The organism is Sphingomonas sp. BK036 (assembly GCF_004216825.1).
Classification (GTDB): domain Bacteria; phylum Pseudomonadota; class Alphaproteobacteria; order Sphingomonadales; family Sphingomonadaceae; genus Sphingomonas.
On sequence record NZ_SGXR01000006.1, the window covers coordinates 206,804 to 221,382 of the forward strand.

Here is a 14,579-nt window from a genome sequence, read left to right on the forward strand (position 1 = left end):
GGGCCGGTTCAAGTCCCTGGCTCAACCCCGAGCGCCACCCAGTCCCCCTCCCGCCTGCGGGAGGGGTTAGGGGAGGGGCGTCCCACCAACGCGCCGCCCGGACACGCCCCTCCCCCGACCCCTCCCGCAAGCGGAAGGGGAGCAGAAGAGAAGGGGGAAAGTCCCTGGCTCTACCCCGAGTGCCACCCAGTCCCCCTCCCGCCTGCGGGAGGGGTTAGGGGAGGGGCGTCCCACCAGCGCGCCGCCCGGACACGCCCCTCCCCCGACCCCTCCCGCAAGCGGAAGGGGAGCAGAGGAGAAGGCGAGCAAAGGGGAGACGCGTCCGCCCCCGTTCTCCTACGAACGCAGGAGAACGGCAGCCCCCTCGGCACGATGCCCGAAACCCACGCCGGTAGGAAAAATTTTCTCCGCTGGAACCTTTGACATGGGTCGCGGGCGTCCACATATGCCGGGTGTTGGCACTCGGGCTCCCTGAGTGCCAGAAATCTGTCACAATCCCAAAAGGACATGGACCCCATGAACTTTCGTCCGTTGCATGATCGCGTGCTGGTGAAGCGCCTCGAAGCCGAAGAGAAGACGGCTGGCGGCATCATCATCCCCGACACCGCCAAGGAAAAGCCGCAGGAAGGCGAAGTCGTCGCCGTCGGCACCGGGACCCGCGCCGAGAACGGCACGATCACCCCGCTCGACGTCAAGGCCGGCGACAAGGTTCTGTTCGGCAAGTGGTCGGGCACCGAGGTCAAGGTCGACGGTGAGGATCTCCTCATCATGAAGGAATCGGACATTCTCGGCATCGTCGGCTGACCCCGACGGGCTCGGGATCGTCGGCTCTTGCTGACGTGAACGGGCCGAGAAAGGCTGGCCGCGAGATCCGCGCCAGCGTCTGCACTTCCTATACTTCACTCCATCGAAAGGGCAGCTGACATGGCTTCCAAGGACGTAAAATTCGGTCGTGACGCGCGTGAGCGCATCCTCCGCGGCGTCGACATCCTCGCCGACGCAGTCAAGGTGACCTTGGGCCCCAAGGGCCGCAACGTCGTCATCGACAAGAGCTTCGGCGCACCGCGCATCACCAAGGACGGCGTCACCGTCGCCAAGGAGATCGAGCTCAAGGACAAGTTCGAGAACATGGGCGCGCAGATGCTGCGCGAAGTGGCCTCGAAGACCAACGACATCGCCGGTGACGGCACGACCACCGCGACGGTTCTGGCGCAGGCCATCGTCCGCGAGGGCATGAAGTCGGTCGCAGCGGGCATGAACCCGATGGATCTGAAGCGCGGCATCGATCTCGCCGTCGTCAAGGTCGTCGAGGACGTCAAGGCGCGTTCGAAGCCGGTTTCGGGTTCGAAGGAAGTGGCGCAGGTCGGCATCATCTCGGCAAACGGCGACCGTGAAGTCGGCGAGAAGATCGCCGAAGCCATGGAGAAGGTCGGCAAGGAAGGCGTGATCACCGTCGAGGAAGCCAAGGGTCTCGAATTCGAGCTCGACGTCGTCGAAGGCATGCAGTTCGACCGCGGCTATCTCTCGCCCTACTTCATCACCAACCCCGAGAAGATGACCGTCGAGCTTCAGGATCCCTACATCCTGATCCACGAGAAGAAGCTCAGCAACCTGCAGGCGATGCTCCCGATCCTGGAAGCCGTCGTTCAGTCGGGTCGCCCGCTCCTGATCATCGCCGAGGACATCGAGGGTGAGGCTCTCGCCACGCTCGTCGTCAACAAGCTGCGCGGCGGCCTGAAGGTCGCAGCGGTCAAGGCACCGGGCTTCGGCGATCGTCGCAAGGCGATGCTCGAGGACATCGCGATCCTGACCAAGGGCGAGATGATCTCGGAAGACCTCGGCATCAAGCTCGAGACCGTCACGCTCGGCATGCTCGGCACCGCCAAGCGCGTCACGATCGACAAGGACAACACCGTCATCGTCGACGGTGCCGGCGATCATGACTCGATCAAGGGCCGCACCGAAGCGATCCGTCAGCAGATCGAGAACACGACCAGCGACTATGACAAGGAGAAGCTCCAGGAGCGTCTCGCCAAGCTCGCCGGTGGCGTTGCGGTGATCAAGGTCGGCGGTTCGTCGGAAGTCGAAGTCAAGGAGCGCAAGGATCGCGTCGACGACGCACTGCACGCAACCCGCGCAGCCGTCGAAGAGGGCATCGTCCCCGGTGGTGGTACGGCGTTGCTGTACGCGACCAAGGTCCTCGACGGCCTGACCGGTGCGAACGAAGACCAGACGCGCGGTATCGACATCGTCCGCAAGTCGCTGACGGCTCTGGTTCGCCAGATCGCGCAGAATGCGGGTCATGACGGTGCGGTGGTTTCGGGCAAGCTGCTCGACGGCAATGACTCGAACATCGGCTTCAACGCCGCGACCGACACCTATGAGAACCTGGTGGAAGCCGGCGTGATCGATCCGACCAAGGTCGTCCGCACCGCGCTGCAGAACGCAGCATCGGTTGCAGGCCTCCTGATCACGACCGAAGCGGCCGTGAGCGAGATGCCCGAAGACAAGCCCGCCATGCCCATGGGCGGCGGCGGCATGGGCGGCATGGGCGGCATGGACTTCTGATCTTGGACCGGGGCAGCGATGCTGCCCCGGACACAAAATCAGAACGGCCAGGGCACCCATCAAAGTATTACTTTGACGGGACCCGCGGCGGGCTGGCGGCGAAGCCACCAGTCCCGTCCGACGAAAAGGGCCGGCTTCGCCGGTCCTCCGTTCCGACCAGACTACCCAAAGCAAAGGGCCGGGGCGCGATCCCCGGCCCTTCGTGCGTCAGGGGCAAGCAAAGTGGCACGTATCCCCGCAAAACGTCACGAGTCGCGGTCGAAGACGTTCATTGCACAGATTCTTACAATTTCCGGGTGACCCGCAAGGGCTCCCCGCGGCCCGTCACCACCGACCCGATCCCCGCGATCGCGGAAATCTTCCTACCATATTGATTTGATTGTCCCCGCCACGCGGCGCCGCCAGCCACCGGGCGCCATTTCGCGCCGGCGACACAACAGGTGCAAGCGGACGGTGATCACGCTACCATCACGGCATGACCGCAGGACGCATCGATCAGTTGACCGAAGCCCAGCGCACCTGCCTGCGGCTGGTACTGACGCACCATAATTCCAAGGAAATCGCGGCGTTGGTCGGCGTGTCGCCGTCCGCAATCGACAAGCGGATCGAGCGCGCGATCCAGATCCTAGGCGTCGCCACCCGGTTCGAGGCGGCCCGCCAGCTGCAGCAGCACGAGCGCGGCGAGGTCGACGGCGTCGTGCCGCCCCGCGATCTCGTCGCGACGGTCGGACAGGCGCCGACGTACGAACGGCTACCATCCGAACCAATCGACGTTCCCAGCCCCCCCGCCGACACGCCAGACGTGAGGCAGATCGAGCCGTGGGGGCTTGTTCGCCGCTTCTTTGGCCTGTCTGAAGCTAGCGGATCGACAGGGGTGGCGCGCAATCGGTTTTCGGTTGGCGACAGGATAGTCCGACTGATCGCGCTCATGGGCCTGATCGCCGTCACGTCGATGGCGCTCCTCAACATGGCGATGACGTTGACCAATCTGTTGCGATCGAACCGAGACCGCAGCGCTCCCGTACACGGTACCGCGACGATGGTGCCTTCGGGGAGAACGACGATGTTGAAGCAGCGACGCGATGCGACCGACAAGGTCACGACCGATTTCCTGAAAGCCGAGGCTGCGGTCGATCATGCCGCGATGCTCGCCGCCTCCTGCGTCTCGACGCTGTTGCAGCAGCGGGTCGCCGCCAACCTGCCCGTCGGCACCGGCGTGCTGGCGCTGCAGATGCTGTCGCAGGCCTCGCTCGACATCATCAACGCGCGCCAACGCTTTGTCGAGGCGCATCGCGCGCTGGTCGACGTCCGCGCCGAGATCGGTCTCGGCCAGTTCTACGGCTATGGCGATACCGCCGAATGCCCGCCGAACGAAGGCGCGCTGCGTGCCGACGGTCCGGTTCGCCTGGCAGCGGTGGCCTGAACGGCCGGTTTCGGTCCAGCTTTGGGGGGTTAAGTTGGATCGGGTCTGGCTGTTCTACACGATACAGGCGGCAGCGTCGGCCTATGCCCTGCTGCGAGGCGGCGCACCGGAGCGCCTGACGGGACTGGCACTGCTGCTTGCAGCGGTGTCGACCGGACTGGTCCAGCGCAATATCCCGATCCTGTTCGTGGGGCTGGAAGGCGGCGTGATGATCGTCGACCTCATCTTGCTGGCGGTGATGATCACGATCACGCTCAAGGCCGATCGGTTCTGGCCGGCCTGGGCCACCGCGCTCCACGCGCTGGGGACGGGCGCGCACCTGACCCGTGCGATCAGCCCCGACGTGATCCGGCTCGTCCATGCCGTCCTCTCCGCCGCCTGGAGCTATCCCATCGTCCTGCTTCTCGTGATCGGGACCGTCAGGCACTCGCGCAGGATCCGGGCCCGTGGCTGGGATCTCGACTGGAGTCGCCAGGATCCGACCCTGCGATGACGCATAATCGGAAGACGTCTATGACTTACACCATTGCCGTTGTGCCCGTGCCTGCCACCAAGCACCTGACGTTCCTTCCCGTCCTGAGCCTGCCTGCCGTCGATCCGGCGCCCGGTACGGCCTCGTCGACGGCGTTGGTGGAGATTGCCAAGCGGCTCTATGCCGTCCGGAAGATGCGCGACGACCTGCTCGGTATCTCGCTCTTCTCCGAGCCCGCCTGGGACATCCTGCTCGATCTGTTCATTTCGGAGCATGAGAATCGCCAGCTCAGCGTGTCGGCGGTCTGTATCGGCGCGCGTGCGCCCTCGGCCACCGCGCTGCGCTATCTGACGATGTTGCAGGACGCCGACCTGGTCGAACGGACCCGCGACGAACGCGATGGACGCCGCTCGCACGTCCGCCTGACGACGCTGGGCCGACGCCGGATGGCAAGCCTGTTGGGACAGTTGATCGCGGAATGAAGGCTGGGGCCCGAAGCGCGATGCGGTCGGGGGCGCGCTAAGCGCGACTTGGAGCGGGTAACGGGAATCGAACCCGTGTATTCAGCTTGGAAGGCTGCTGTACTACCATTGTACTATACCCGCCCGACGCGTCGAAGCGAGCCGTGGAACTAGCGTCGCGGCGCGCCCGGCGCAAGCGTCCGTGTGGCGGCTTGCGCACATGCTTCATGGCTTCATTACCATTATGCGCTAGTCCCCGGGCATGGATCACGACCCCGCGATTGCCGTTTCCGCCACGCCCGATCCCCGCCCGAAATCCGCGGTCAGCCATGGGGCGGGGCTGTCGGGGCTGGTCGGCGTGCTGGCCTGGATCGGGCTTGCGCGGCATTACGGGATGGACGGGCCCTATTCGGCGCTGACCAACGTCGCCGCGTGCGGCCTGCCGATGATCCTCTGGTCTCTGTTCGTCGACAAGGTCCATCTGAGCCCGACCACCGGGATCGACTGGTCGGCGGGCAAGCCATGGCGCGAGACGCTCGACCTGAGCCTCACCAAGCTCGCCGGGTTATGGGCGACATGGGCGGCGATCGCGGTGATCTATGGCGCCGGGCGGTTCTACTGGCAGGGCAATTTCGCATTTGCGATGTGGTGCTTCACCAACGCCGCGCCGATCCTGTTCGTCGTGTCGATCCCCTATGTCCTCTGGATCGACCGCTATCTCGTCGATCCGCGCGACGGCGCCTGGCATCTCGGTGCCTGGATGACCGGGCAGGCGGGGGTGGAGCCCGAGGCTATCTATGGCCATCTGCGCGCCTGGGGGGTGAAGACGTTCTTCCTCGCCTTCATGCTGGCGATCGTGCCGCCGGGGTTTGGCGAGTTCGTCCGCGGCGATGTCGCGACCGTGCTCCACGACCCGGTCGCGCTGTCGAGCTGGCTGGTGACGTTGATGTTCCTGATCGACGTGGCGTTCGCGACGGTCGGGTATCTGCTGACGTTCCGCCCGCTCGATTCGCACATCCGCAGCGCCAACCCGTTCGCGGCGGCGTGGCTGCCCGCGCTGATGTGCTATCCGCCGTTCATCCTGATGACCCCCGGCGGTCCGCTCGATTATCATCCCGGCACGTCGGACTGGGCCTATTGGTTCCAGGGGCATCCGCTCGCGCTCGCGCTGGTCGGCGCGATCCTCGTCGGGCTGACCGCGATCTATGCCTGGGCGACGATGGCGTTCGGCTTCCGGTTCTCCAACCTCACCAACCGCGGCATCCTCACGCACGGCCCCTATGCGGTGTCGCGGCACCCGGCGTATCTGTCGAAGAACCTGTTCTGGTGGCTCTCGACCATCCCGGTGCTGACGCTTGGCAGCATGGTCGACGCGACCCGCGCGACGTTGCTGATGGCGGCGGTGAGCGGCGTCTATTACTGGCGCGCCAAGACCGAGGAGCGCCATCTGAAGCTCGACCCGGACTACCGCGCTTATGACGCGTGGATGGCGCGCCACGGCCTCGTCCCGCGGCTGTTCGCCAAACTGCGGGGAGACGCTGCAAGCGGGCCAAGCATAACGCCGTCACCCTGACGAAAGTCAGGGCCCAGAGCCACGAGCGTCGGCATCGGTAACTCTGGATCCTGACTTTCGTCATGATGACGGGAAGATGTCTTGACCGCTCTTTGTGTCAGAAGCTGGACTCGTCGTACACCTTCGAGACGTCGCCGCCCCACACGCCATGATACTTGTCGAGCAGCACTTCCGCCGGCACCTTGCCGCTCCGCACGATCTCGCGCAGCGGATCGAGGAAGCCGGTCTCGTTGTCGCCCGCCCGGTTGAACCGCGCGCGCGCCGACAGCCCCGCGCCGGCGATGTCGAGCACCTGCCCCGCGATATCGCGCAGCGTGCCGCCACCCGCGATCGGCGCGTTCAGGCCGAGCTTCGGCACGCCGTCGCGCAGGCTCTGGCGCTCGTCGATCGTCCAGTCCTTGACCAGATCCCATGCCGCATCGAGCGCACCCTGATCGTACAGCAACCCGACCCACAAGGCCGGCAGCGCACAGATCCGGTTCCAAGGGCCCCCGTCCGCGCCACGCATCTCGAGGAAGGTCTTCAGCCGCACCTCGGGGAACGCGGTCGACAGGTGATCGGTCCAGTCGTCGAGCGTCGGCTTCTCGCCCGGCAGCACCGACAATTCGCCCTTGAGAAAATCGCGGAACGACAGCCCGGCGGCGTCGATATACTTGCCCTCGCGGTAGACGAAGTACATCGGCACATCGAGCGCATACTCGGCATAGCGCTCATAGCCGAAGCCATCCTCGAACACGAACGGCAGCATGCCGGTGCGATGCGGATCGGTGTCCGACCAGATATGGCTGCGATACGACAGCATCCCGTTGGGCTTGCCCTCGGTGAACGGCGAGTTCGCGAACAGCGCGGTCGCGAGCGGCTGGAGCGCGAGCCCGACGCGGAATTTCTTCACCATGTCCGCCTCGGACGCATAATCCAGGTTTACCTGGATCGTGCAGGTCCGCAGCATCATGTCGAGCCCCATGCTGCCGACGCGCGGCATGTGCCGCAGCATGATCGCATAGCGCCCCTTGGGCATCGTCGGCAGCTCGGCGCGCGTCTTGTCCGGCCACATGCCGAGCCCGAGGAAGCCGATGCCGAGCTTCTCGCCCGCCGCCTTTACCTGTTCGAGGTGACGCCCGGTTTCGGCGCAGGTCTCGTGCAGGCTATCGAGCGGCGCGCCCGACAGCTCGAACTGACCCGCGGGCTCCAGGCTGATGCTGCCGTCCGCGCCCGACATCGCAATGGCGTTACCGCCCTCCATGACCGGCTTCCAGCCATATTGCTCCAGCTCGCCGAGCAGCGCGCGGATGCCGCCCGCCTCGTCGTAGGACGGCGCGTGATGGTCGCTATTCGCATAGACGAACTTCTCGTGCTCGGTGCCGATCCGCCATGCGTCCTTGGGCTTTTCGCCCGCCGCGAAGCTGGCGATCAACTGGTCGCGCGACTCGATCGTCGGGCTGGTCTTTTTCGGAGCGGGTATCGTCGTCATTGCCGCGCCTTACGCGGCGATGAACGAGCCCGCTAGGGGGGATTCGGACCAATCGGTAGGGTATTGCGCCCCGGCCTCGTTCTCAGCGCCAGTCGCCCGCCGCCGCCATCCACAGCGCGACGGCCGCGCCCGCGGCGGTTTCCGCCCGCAGGATACGCGGGCCCAGCCCGATCCCGACGGCCTGCGGGTGCGCGCGGATCGCCTCGCGTTCGTCGGTATCGAAGCCGCCCTCCGGCCCGATCAGGATCGCCGCCGGCCCCGGCCGCGCGCGCATCGCCTCCAGCGCGGGCAGGCCGCCGGTCTCGTCGGCGAAGAACAGCGCGCGGTTCTCGGGCCAGTCGCGCAGCAGCGCGGCGAGCTTCACCGGCTCGGTCACTTCGGGCAGCGCGGTGCGCCCGCATTGCTCGGCCGCCTCGATCATCTGCGTGCGCAGCCGCTCGGTATTGGGCTTGTCGACGATCGTCCGCCGCGTGACGACGGGTTGCAGCCGCGCGACGCCGAGCTCGCACGCCTTCTCCGCCATCCAGTCGACGCGGCCCTTCTTCAGCGGCGCGGCGCACAGCCACAGATCGGGCACGTCCTCGCGCGGGCGCAGCAGCGCGGTGACGTCGAGCACCAGATCGCGCTTGCCGACGCTCGACGCGACGCCGAGCCACTCGCCGGTGCGGTCGTCGAACAGCTTCACCGGATCGCCGATCTTCATCCGCATCACCCCGACGAGATAATGCGCGGCGGGGCCATCGACGGGAAGCGGACCGATCGCCAGCGGCGTATCGACGAAGAGGCGCGGCGTGGACTGCGGCGGCCAGGCGGGAGTTGCGGGCATGCGAGTGCCCTAGCAAATCCGCACCGGCACGGGGAGGGGCCGCGCAGGAGTTCGCCACCCAATCCTCCCCCGCCAGGGGGAGGTGGCTGGCCCTTGCCAGACGGAGGGGGAGGAAAGGGCGAACCGCGGTTCCGTATCCACCCCCTCCGTCGCCTCCTCGCCCTGGCGAGAGAGGATCGCGAACGAACGGCGGTCCCTAGATCCTCATGCGATCAAGGGAGGGGCAACGCGGGCGGGGCCTGTCGTCATCGTCCAAGCGCGCCAATCGACGGTTCTAGGCAAGCGCGGTTCACCCCAAACTCCGTCATCCTGACGAAAGTCAGGATCCAGAGCCATGAGCGCGCCGTCCGTTACTCTGGATCCTGACTTTCGTCAGGATGACGGGCTAGTTGTAAGCGGATCGTTCTTTAAATCTGCCAATCGGCGGACGGCGCGTAGTGAGCGGCCATCGGCGGCCTTATCCACCGAGAGTAGCACCTCACCGCCTCCGGCGCGCCCACATCTTCCTCGCCACCACCCACGCCAGTGCCGCCGCGATAACGCCAAGGATCAGCACCCCCGCAACCGCCCCGGCGACGCGGAAGATTCCCCAGAACAACGCCTCGACGAAGCGGCCGACCGCGACCGACAGGCCGATCATGTGAGAGGGTCCGAACGCGCCACTCCCTCGACTCTACCCGGCAAAGGCTTGCGCGCCAAACGCCGTCTTCCTACGCCTCCGCCATGCAGACCCACCCCGCGCCCATGGAAATCGTCCCCGACAGCGAACACCGAGGGCTGGTCGGTCGCCTCCCGCCGACGCTCCGCGGCCTCGCGCTGCTCGCGCGCTTCGATCGGCCGATCGGCTGGTGGCTGCTGTTCTGGCCCGGCGCTTGGGGCGTCGCGCTCGCCGGCGGCGCGGTGCAGCGTTGGGACCTGATCCTCTGGCTCCTCCTCGGCAGCATCGCGATGCGCGGTGCCGGCTGCGTGTTCAACGATATCGTCGATCGCGACCTCGACGCGCAGGTCGCGCGCACGCGTGCCCGGCCGATCCCCAGCGGGCTCGTCTCGATCAAGCTCGCCTGGGTCTGGCTCGTCGTGCTGTGCCTGATCGGGTTCGCCGTCTTGCTGCAGCTCACCTTCTTCGCCGCGATCGTCGCACTCGCCAGCCTCGCCCCCGTCGCCGCCTATCCGTTCATGAAGCGCATCACCTGGTGGCCGCAGGCCTGGCTCGGGATCGTCTTCTCCTGGGCATTGCTGGTCGGCTGGAGCGACATCGCCGGGTCGCTCGATACGCCGATGTGGCTGCTCTACGCGGGCTCGATCGCGTGGGTGATCGGCTACGACACGATCTACGCGCTGCAGGACCGCGAGGACGACGCGATGATCGGCATCCGCTCGTCGGCGCTCCGCATGGGTAGCCATGTGAAGGCCGGCGTCGGGATCTTCTACATCGCCGCCGTCGCGCTCTGGGCCGCAGCGTTCTGGACCGTCCGCCCCGATCCGCTCGCGATCGCCGCGCTCGTTCCCGTCGCGCTCCACCTCGGCTGGCAGGTCGTCACGCTCAAACCCGACACGCAGGAGGGGGCGGGCACCGCCGCACTCGCGCGTTTCCGCGCGAACCGGTTCGCCGGACTGCTCATGTTCCTCGCCTGCGTGGTTGTCGGCACGACGCTCCATCCTTAAGTCGCTGATATGCTGACTCCAGACCAAGCCCGCGACCGCGCCCACGATATCGTCCAGCGCGCCAAGGCCGCCGGGGCCGACGCCGCCGACGCGGTCTTCGCCGCCGACGCCGCGCTCGACGTCTCGATCCGCCTCGGCAAGCTCGAGGATATCGGCCGGTCCGAGAGCGAGGACCTCGGCCTGCGCGTGTTCGTCGGCCAGCGTTCCGCCAGCGTCTCCACCTCCGACCTGTCGACCGCCGCGATGGACGCGCTCGTCGAACGCGCGGTCGCGATGGCGCGCGAGGCTCCCGAAGATCCCTGGGCCGGCCTCGCCCCCGCCGACCGCCTGCTCCACGGCATCACCCCGATGCTCGGCCTCGACGACGGCGGCGAGGTCAGTCCCGAGCAGCTCCGTGATGCGGCGCTCGAAGCCGAAGACGCCGCCCGCGCCGTCCCCGGCGTCTCGAACAGCGAAGGCGGCGGCGCGAGCGCATCGCGCAGCGTCTGGGCGCTCGCCACCAGCCACGGGTTCGCTGGCGCGTACGCCGCGACCGGTTATGGCGTGTCGGCCAGCGTGCTGGCCGGCGAAGGCAGCGCCATGCAACGCGATTACGCGCACAGCAGCGCCCGCCTGCGCGCGCATCTCGAATCCCCCGAAGCGATCGGCCGCCGCGCAGGCGAACAGGCCGTTGCCCGCCTCAACCCCGGTCGCCTCGTCAGCGGCTCCACCACGATCATCTACGACCGCCGTGTCGGCGGGTCGCTGATCGGTCACATGCTCGGCGCGATCTCCGGCCAGGCGATCACGCGGAAAACCAGCTTCCTGCTCGATTCACTCGGCAGCCAGGTGTTCGCGCACGGCATCACGATCCGCGACGACCCGCACCGCCCGCACGGCCTGCGCTCACGCCCGTTCGATGGAGAGGGCCTGCCCGTCTCGCCAAGCGAGATAATCGAGGACGGCATGCTCGAACGCTGGCTGCTCGACTCGGCTTCGGCGCGCCAGCTCGGCCTCGAGCCGACCGGCCACGCCGCGCGCGGTATCGGCGGCGGCCCCGGCGTGTCGACCAGCAACGTGTTCATGGAGCCGGGTCACGTTCCGCTCGAAACGCTGATCGCGGACATCGAATCGGGCGTCTACGTCACCGAACTGATGGGCGGCGGCGCGAACGGCGTCACCGGCGACTATAGCCGCGGCGCGGCAGGCTTCCGGATCGAGAACGGCCAGATCACGACGCCCGTCGCCGAGTTCACGATCGCCGGCAACGTGAAGGACATGTTCCTCGCGATGACGCCCGCGAACGACCTCGAATTCCGCTACGGCGTCAACGTGCCGACTCTCCGCGTGGAGGGCATGACGGTGGCGAGTGGCTGAGCGCCTGCGCGGCCCGCAGCGCTCGCCCGACTGGCTCCGCGCGATGGCCGACGCGGTCGGGGGAATCGCGCAGGAGGCGGGCGCGTTGGCGCACGACCGGTTCGACACCGACTTCCAGCGCTGGGAGAAGACCCCCGGCAGCCCGGTCTGCGAACTCGACATCGCGATCGACCGAATGCTCAAGGCGCGACTGTCGACCTTGCTTCCCGAAGCCGGCTGGCTGTCCGAGGAAACCGCCGACAACGCCGACCGTCTCGCGCACGACCTGCTCTGGGTGGTCGACCCGATCGACGGCACGCGCGACTATATCCGCGCGCGGCCCGGCTGGTGCGTCTCGATCGCGCTGGTCGACCGCGGCCGCCCGGTGATCGGAATCCTCGAAGCGCCATCGCGCGACGAACGCTGGCACGCGGTGGCAGGGCAGGGCGCCACCCGCAACGGCGTCACGCTCCAGACCGGCACCCGCACCGACTTCCCTGGCAGCCGCACACCCACTGACGCGCTCCCCAAGGCCGACCGCGACCTCGTCATGGTCCACAAACCCAACTCGATCGCGCTGCGCATAGCGATGGTCGCCGCCGACGAAGCCGACCTCGTCGCCACGCTCCGCTGGGGCAACGAATGGGACATCGCCGCCGCGGTCCTGGTCGCAAGCGAAGCGGGCGCCGCGGTCAGCGACGCCCTCGGCGCGCCGCTGGTGTTCAACAAGCCACGGCCACAGGCATTCGGCGTGCTGACCTCGACGCCGGGCATACACGCCGCGGCGGTCGAGCGCCTCGCCGACCGGGCGCGCGCGATCGGCGGTTAGCGGCTTGCCGTCACCCGCGTTTCCGGGGCCGTCAAATCGAGAACCTGAAGCGCAGCGGGGCCGCCGCGTCTGCTGATCAGGCTGCCTGTGGGCACCTGATAGGTGCCGCGCAGCGAGAACCGCTCGATCCTGTAGACGCCGTTGCCGCCATCCGGGCCGGGAATTCCCGTATATCGGCGTTCCGATACCTGCCTGACGAGATAGTTTGCCCAGCCCGTCGATCGCGATCCGCGCAGGATTTCGGCGTCGTCGGTCTTGCCATCAGGCTTGATCCAGAACCCGATATCGACCCATTGCATAGGATCCAGATCTGACGATCTCGCTGGTACCGGATCAACAGACCCGAATTTGGCGGCGTCTTCCCTTGCGCTCGCCTGTGCAGAGGGTTCGTAAGGCGGCGACCAGATGAGGATCGGCCGGGCCGAGGTTTCATGGCCTATGTCGCGTACCAGACGGTCGACCGCTGCGTCGTCCGCACGTTTTGCAGCCAGCCTCAATCGCACCACCTGCAAGACGGAGCGAAGCGCGGGATCGGCCGCGGCCGGTCTCGCCTCGGCTTCGGCCAGGAGTCGCGTTGCCCCCGCGGGATCACGGCGCGCATTGGCCAAGCCGACACGCCGCAGGGTTGCCAACATCGCCAGCGTCGCATCGCCGTTTGCCAGCGCCTGCCGCTCGACCGCGCGATAGGAGCTTTCCGCGGCGCGTCCGTTCCCCAGGGAAACCCACATGTCGCCCGTCGCGAACGCGGCGGCCGTCACCGCGGGATCGGTGGACGGCAGATTGTCACGCAGCGTTCTTACCTGGCCGCCTACAGCTTTTTTGAAGACGTCCATCTCGCCATCGTGCAGCGAAACAGTGGCATAGGCTTCGTACAGCGCTGCGACGGGCTTGGGCGCGACCGCGGCGTTATCCTTGTTTCGCGCGACGGCGGCGGCAAGCGTATGCCGGGCTTTCTGGTACGCACCCTGACGGAATTGCTGCTCCGCAAACGCGATCGAGACCTGCGCGTCGCGAAGCGGCGGGCACCCCTGCTCGACGCACGCCTCATACGCCTCGGCGAGACGTTTGCCGGAAACGACGATGTCCGGAGTGGCCGCCTGCATCGTCAGCACAAAAAGCAACGCGATCATGGTTCAGCCTCCGAATCGGTCGACCATCATCGTCCAGTATTCCGATCGACCGCGGAAGTTAAAATTCGCATCGGCATTGGTTGAAATCTGGCCGACGGAACGGCGCTACTGCGCGCCGTCGTCCTTGTACTTCATCTCCAGGAACCGCCCGCGGGTCGACAAATTGTCGAGGTCGTTTTGTGCAAGACGCGCGGTCATTTCGCCGATTTCCTGTTCGATCAGCTTCAGCCCGTCGACCAGTTCTGCGTCGGGCGTGCGGCCATTGCGCGGGGTCGTGCGCAGCGACGGCGGGACCTTTTCGTAATCCTTGACGAAGGCGGGCAATTGCTCGCCGATCAGCTTGCGCACATCGACCGCTTCCTGCGTGTTGGCGTCGAGCGTAGCGAGCTGCGGCGTCAGCGTTTCGAGGCGCAGGCCGATCCGGTCGACCAGCGTCATCGCCGGCGCGGGAAGGGCAGGGCGCTGCGCCTCCAGCCAGCGTTCGGTCTGCGCCGGGAGCGCGCGGACGTCGACTGCGGCGAGGCGCTCCGGCGTCGGCGCGCGCTCCGCCGGCCACACCGCGAACAACACCGTGGCTGCCACCAGCAGCGCCATCACCAGCATCGCACCGCCGATGCCGAGCGGCACGATCCAGCCGATCACCATCGCCGCGATCAGGATCGCGACGTCGGCGACCGCGATCCGCGTCAGCCGCTTGCCGATCGCCTGCGTCTGGCGCGATTTGGCGCGCGACGGCACGCGCCCGATCACCGTGCCGGTGCGGTCGTCCGAAATGCGCGACCAGGAGGCGCGTGCGCTGGCAATGGCGTCGTCGACTTCGCTCACG

The 14,579-nt window shown here is 67.1% G+C and carries 14 protein-coding genes and 1 tRNA gene; 9 read left to right on the forward strand and 6 right to left on the reverse strand.

The window, feature by feature from the left end:
* Window positions 1-516: 516 nt before the first annotated feature.
* From groES to EV283_RS14215, 5 genes are all read left to right on the forward strand, one after another.
* Entirely contained in the window at window positions 517-804 is a 288-nt protein-coding gene (gene groES / locus EV283_RS14195) for a co-chaperone GroES (RefSeq protein WP_055873868.1), read from the forward strand.
* Window positions 805-924: 120 nt separating this feature from the next.
* Window positions 925-2,568, forward strand: coding sequence for a chaperonin GroEL (gene groL / locus EV283_RS14200; protein ID WP_056416355.1), 1,644 nt, complete (start codon window positions 925-927; stop codon window positions 2,566-2,568).
* A gap of 475 nt (window positions 2,569-3,043) precedes the next feature.
* On the forward strand, window positions 3,044-3,991 hold the full coding sequence (locus EV283_RS14205; protein ID WP_130326438.1) for a sigma factor-like helix-turn-helix DNA-binding protein: 948 nt from the start codon (window positions 3,044-3,046) through the stop codon (window positions 3,989-3,991).
* A 34-nt stretch (window positions 3,992-4,025) separates the two neighbouring features.
* The gene (locus EV283_RS14210) at window positions 4,026-4,484 is read left to right on the forward strand and encodes a hypothetical protein (protein ID WP_130326440.1); all 459 of its coding nucleotides are present in this window, start codon (window positions 4,026-4,028) and stop codon (window positions 4,482-4,484) included.
* A gap of 20 nt (window positions 4,485-4,504) precedes the next feature.
* On the forward strand, window positions 4,505-4,945 hold the full coding sequence (locus EV283_RS14215; RefSeq protein WP_165391791.1) for a winged helix DNA-binding protein: 441 nt from the start codon (window positions 4,505-4,507) through the stop codon (window positions 4,943-4,945).
* Between the two features lie 49 nt (window positions 4,946-4,994).
* Here EV283_RS14215 and EV283_RS14220 read toward each other — a convergent pair.
* A tRNA-Gly gene (locus EV283_RS14220) sits at window positions 4,995-5,068 on the reverse strand.
* Window positions 5,069-5,186: 118 nt separating this feature from the next.
* Between EV283_RS14220 and EV283_RS14225 the strand changes: the two genes are divergently transcribed.
* Window positions 5,187-6,497: a DUF1295 domain-containing protein gene (locus EV283_RS14225; RefSeq protein WP_130326444.1), complete on the forward strand. Its 1,311-nt coding sequence runs from the start codon at window positions 5,187-5,189 to the stop codon at window positions 6,495-6,497.
* 97 nt (window positions 6,498-6,594) lie between these two features.
* On the opposite strand, the gene EV283_RS14230 is transcribed toward EV283_RS14225, so the two are convergent.
* The 3 genes from EV283_RS14230 to EV283_RS19185 form a co-directional block, all read right to left on the reverse strand.
* Window positions 6,595-7,968, reverse strand: a complete 1,374-nt coding sequence (locus tag EV283_RS14230; RefSeq protein WP_130326446.1) for a glutamate--cysteine ligase — start codon at window positions 7,966-7,968, stop codon at window positions 6,595-6,597.
* A gap of 82 nt (window positions 7,969-8,050) precedes the next feature.
* Window positions 8,051-8,794, reverse strand: a complete 744-nt coding sequence (locus EV283_RS14235; RefSeq protein WP_130326448.1) for a 16S rRNA (uracil(1498)-N(3))-methyltransferase — start codon at window positions 8,792-8,794, stop codon at window positions 8,051-8,053.
* A 478-nt stretch (window positions 8,795-9,272) separates the two neighbouring features.
* Window positions 9,273-9,434, reverse strand: coding sequence for a hypothetical protein (locus EV283_RS19185; protein ID WP_165391792.1), 162 nt, complete (start codon window positions 9,432-9,434; stop codon window positions 9,273-9,275).
* An 83-nt stretch (window positions 9,435-9,517) separates the two neighbouring features.
* Here EV283_RS19185 and ubiA point away from each other — a divergent pair, with 83 nt between their 5' ends.
* The 3 genes from ubiA to EV283_RS14250 are packed head-to-tail and all read left to right on the forward strand — an operon-like array spanning window position 9,518 to window position 12,623.
* Entirely contained in the window at window positions 9,518-10,459 is a 942-nt protein-coding gene (gene ubiA, locus EV283_RS14240) for a 4-hydroxybenzoate octaprenyltransferase (RefSeq protein ID WP_130326450.1), read from the forward strand.
* A gap of 9 nt (window positions 10,460-10,468) precedes the next feature.
* Entirely contained in the window at window positions 10,469-11,815 is a 1,347-nt protein-coding gene (locus EV283_RS14245; protein WP_130326452.1) for a TldD/PmbA family protein, read from the forward strand.
* A gap of 43 nt (window positions 11,816-11,858) precedes the next feature.
* Complete coding sequence (locus EV283_RS14250; protein ID WP_130326955.1) at window positions 11,859-12,623, forward strand: 3'(2'),5'-bisphosphate nucleotidase CysQ; 765 nt, start codon at window positions 11,859-11,861, stop codon at window positions 12,621-12,623.
* On the opposite strand, the gene EV283_RS14255 is transcribed toward EV283_RS14250, so the two are convergent.
* Entirely contained in the window at window positions 12,620-13,753 is a 1,134-nt protein-coding gene (locus EV283_RS14255) for a hypothetical protein (RefSeq protein WP_130326454.1), read from the reverse strand. The two genes, EV283_RS14250 and EV283_RS14255, sit on opposite strands and share 4 nt — an antisense overlap.
* A 105-nt stretch (window positions 13,754-13,858) precedes the next feature.
* Window positions 13,859-14,578, reverse strand: a complete 720-nt coding sequence (locus tag EV283_RS14260; RefSeq protein WP_130326456.1) for a hypothetical protein — start codon at window positions 14,576-14,578, stop codon at window positions 13,859-13,861.
* Between the last annotated feature and the right edge of the window lies 1 nt (window position 14,579).

Coding starts and splice junctions, on each gene's coding strand:
- EV283_RS14205 (WP_130326438.1), top strand. CDS start 3,044: ATGACCGCAGGACGCATCGATCAGTTGACCGAAGCCCAGCGCACCTGC.
- EV283_RS14225 (WP_130326444.1), top strand. CDS start 5,187: ATGGATCACGACCCCGCGATTGCCGTTTCCGCCACGCCCGATCCCCGC.
- ubiA (WP_130326450.1), top strand. CDS start 9,518: ATGCAGACCCACCCCGCGCCCATGGAAATCGTCCCCGACAGCGAACAC.
- EV283_RS14230 (WP_130326446.1), bottom strand. CDS start 7,968: ATGACGACGATACCCGCTCCGAAAAAGACCAGCCCGACGATCGAGTCG.
- EV283_RS14255 (WP_130326454.1), bottom strand. CDS start 13,753: ATGATCGCGTTGCTTTTTGTGCTGACGATGCAGGCGGCCACTCCGGAC.
- EV283_RS19185 (WP_165391792.1), bottom strand. CDS start 9,434: ATGATCGGCCTGTCGGTCGCGGTCGGCCGCTTCGTCGAGGCGTTGTTC.
- groL (WP_056416355.1), top strand. CDS start 925: ATGGCTTCCAAGGACGTAAAATTCGGTCGTGACGCGCGTGAGCGCATC.
- EV283_RS14250 (WP_130326955.1), top strand. CDS start 11,859: ATGGCCGACGCGGTCGGGGGAATCGCGCAGGAGGCGGGCGCGTTGGCG.
- EV283_RS14235 (WP_130326448.1), bottom strand. CDS start 8,794: ATGCCCGCAACTCCCGCCTGGCCGCCGCAGTCCACGCCGCGCCTCTTC.
- EV283_RS14215 (WP_165391791.1), top strand. CDS start 4,505: ATGACTTACACCATTGCCGTTGTGCCCGTGCCTGCCACCAAGCACCTG.
- EV283_RS14245 (WP_130326452.1), top strand. CDS start 10,469: ATGCTGACTCCAGACCAAGCCCGCGACCGCGCCCACGATATCGTCCAG.
- groES (WP_055873868.1), top strand. CDS start 517: ATGAACTTTCGTCCGTTGCATGATCGCGTGCTGGTGAAGCGCCTCGAA.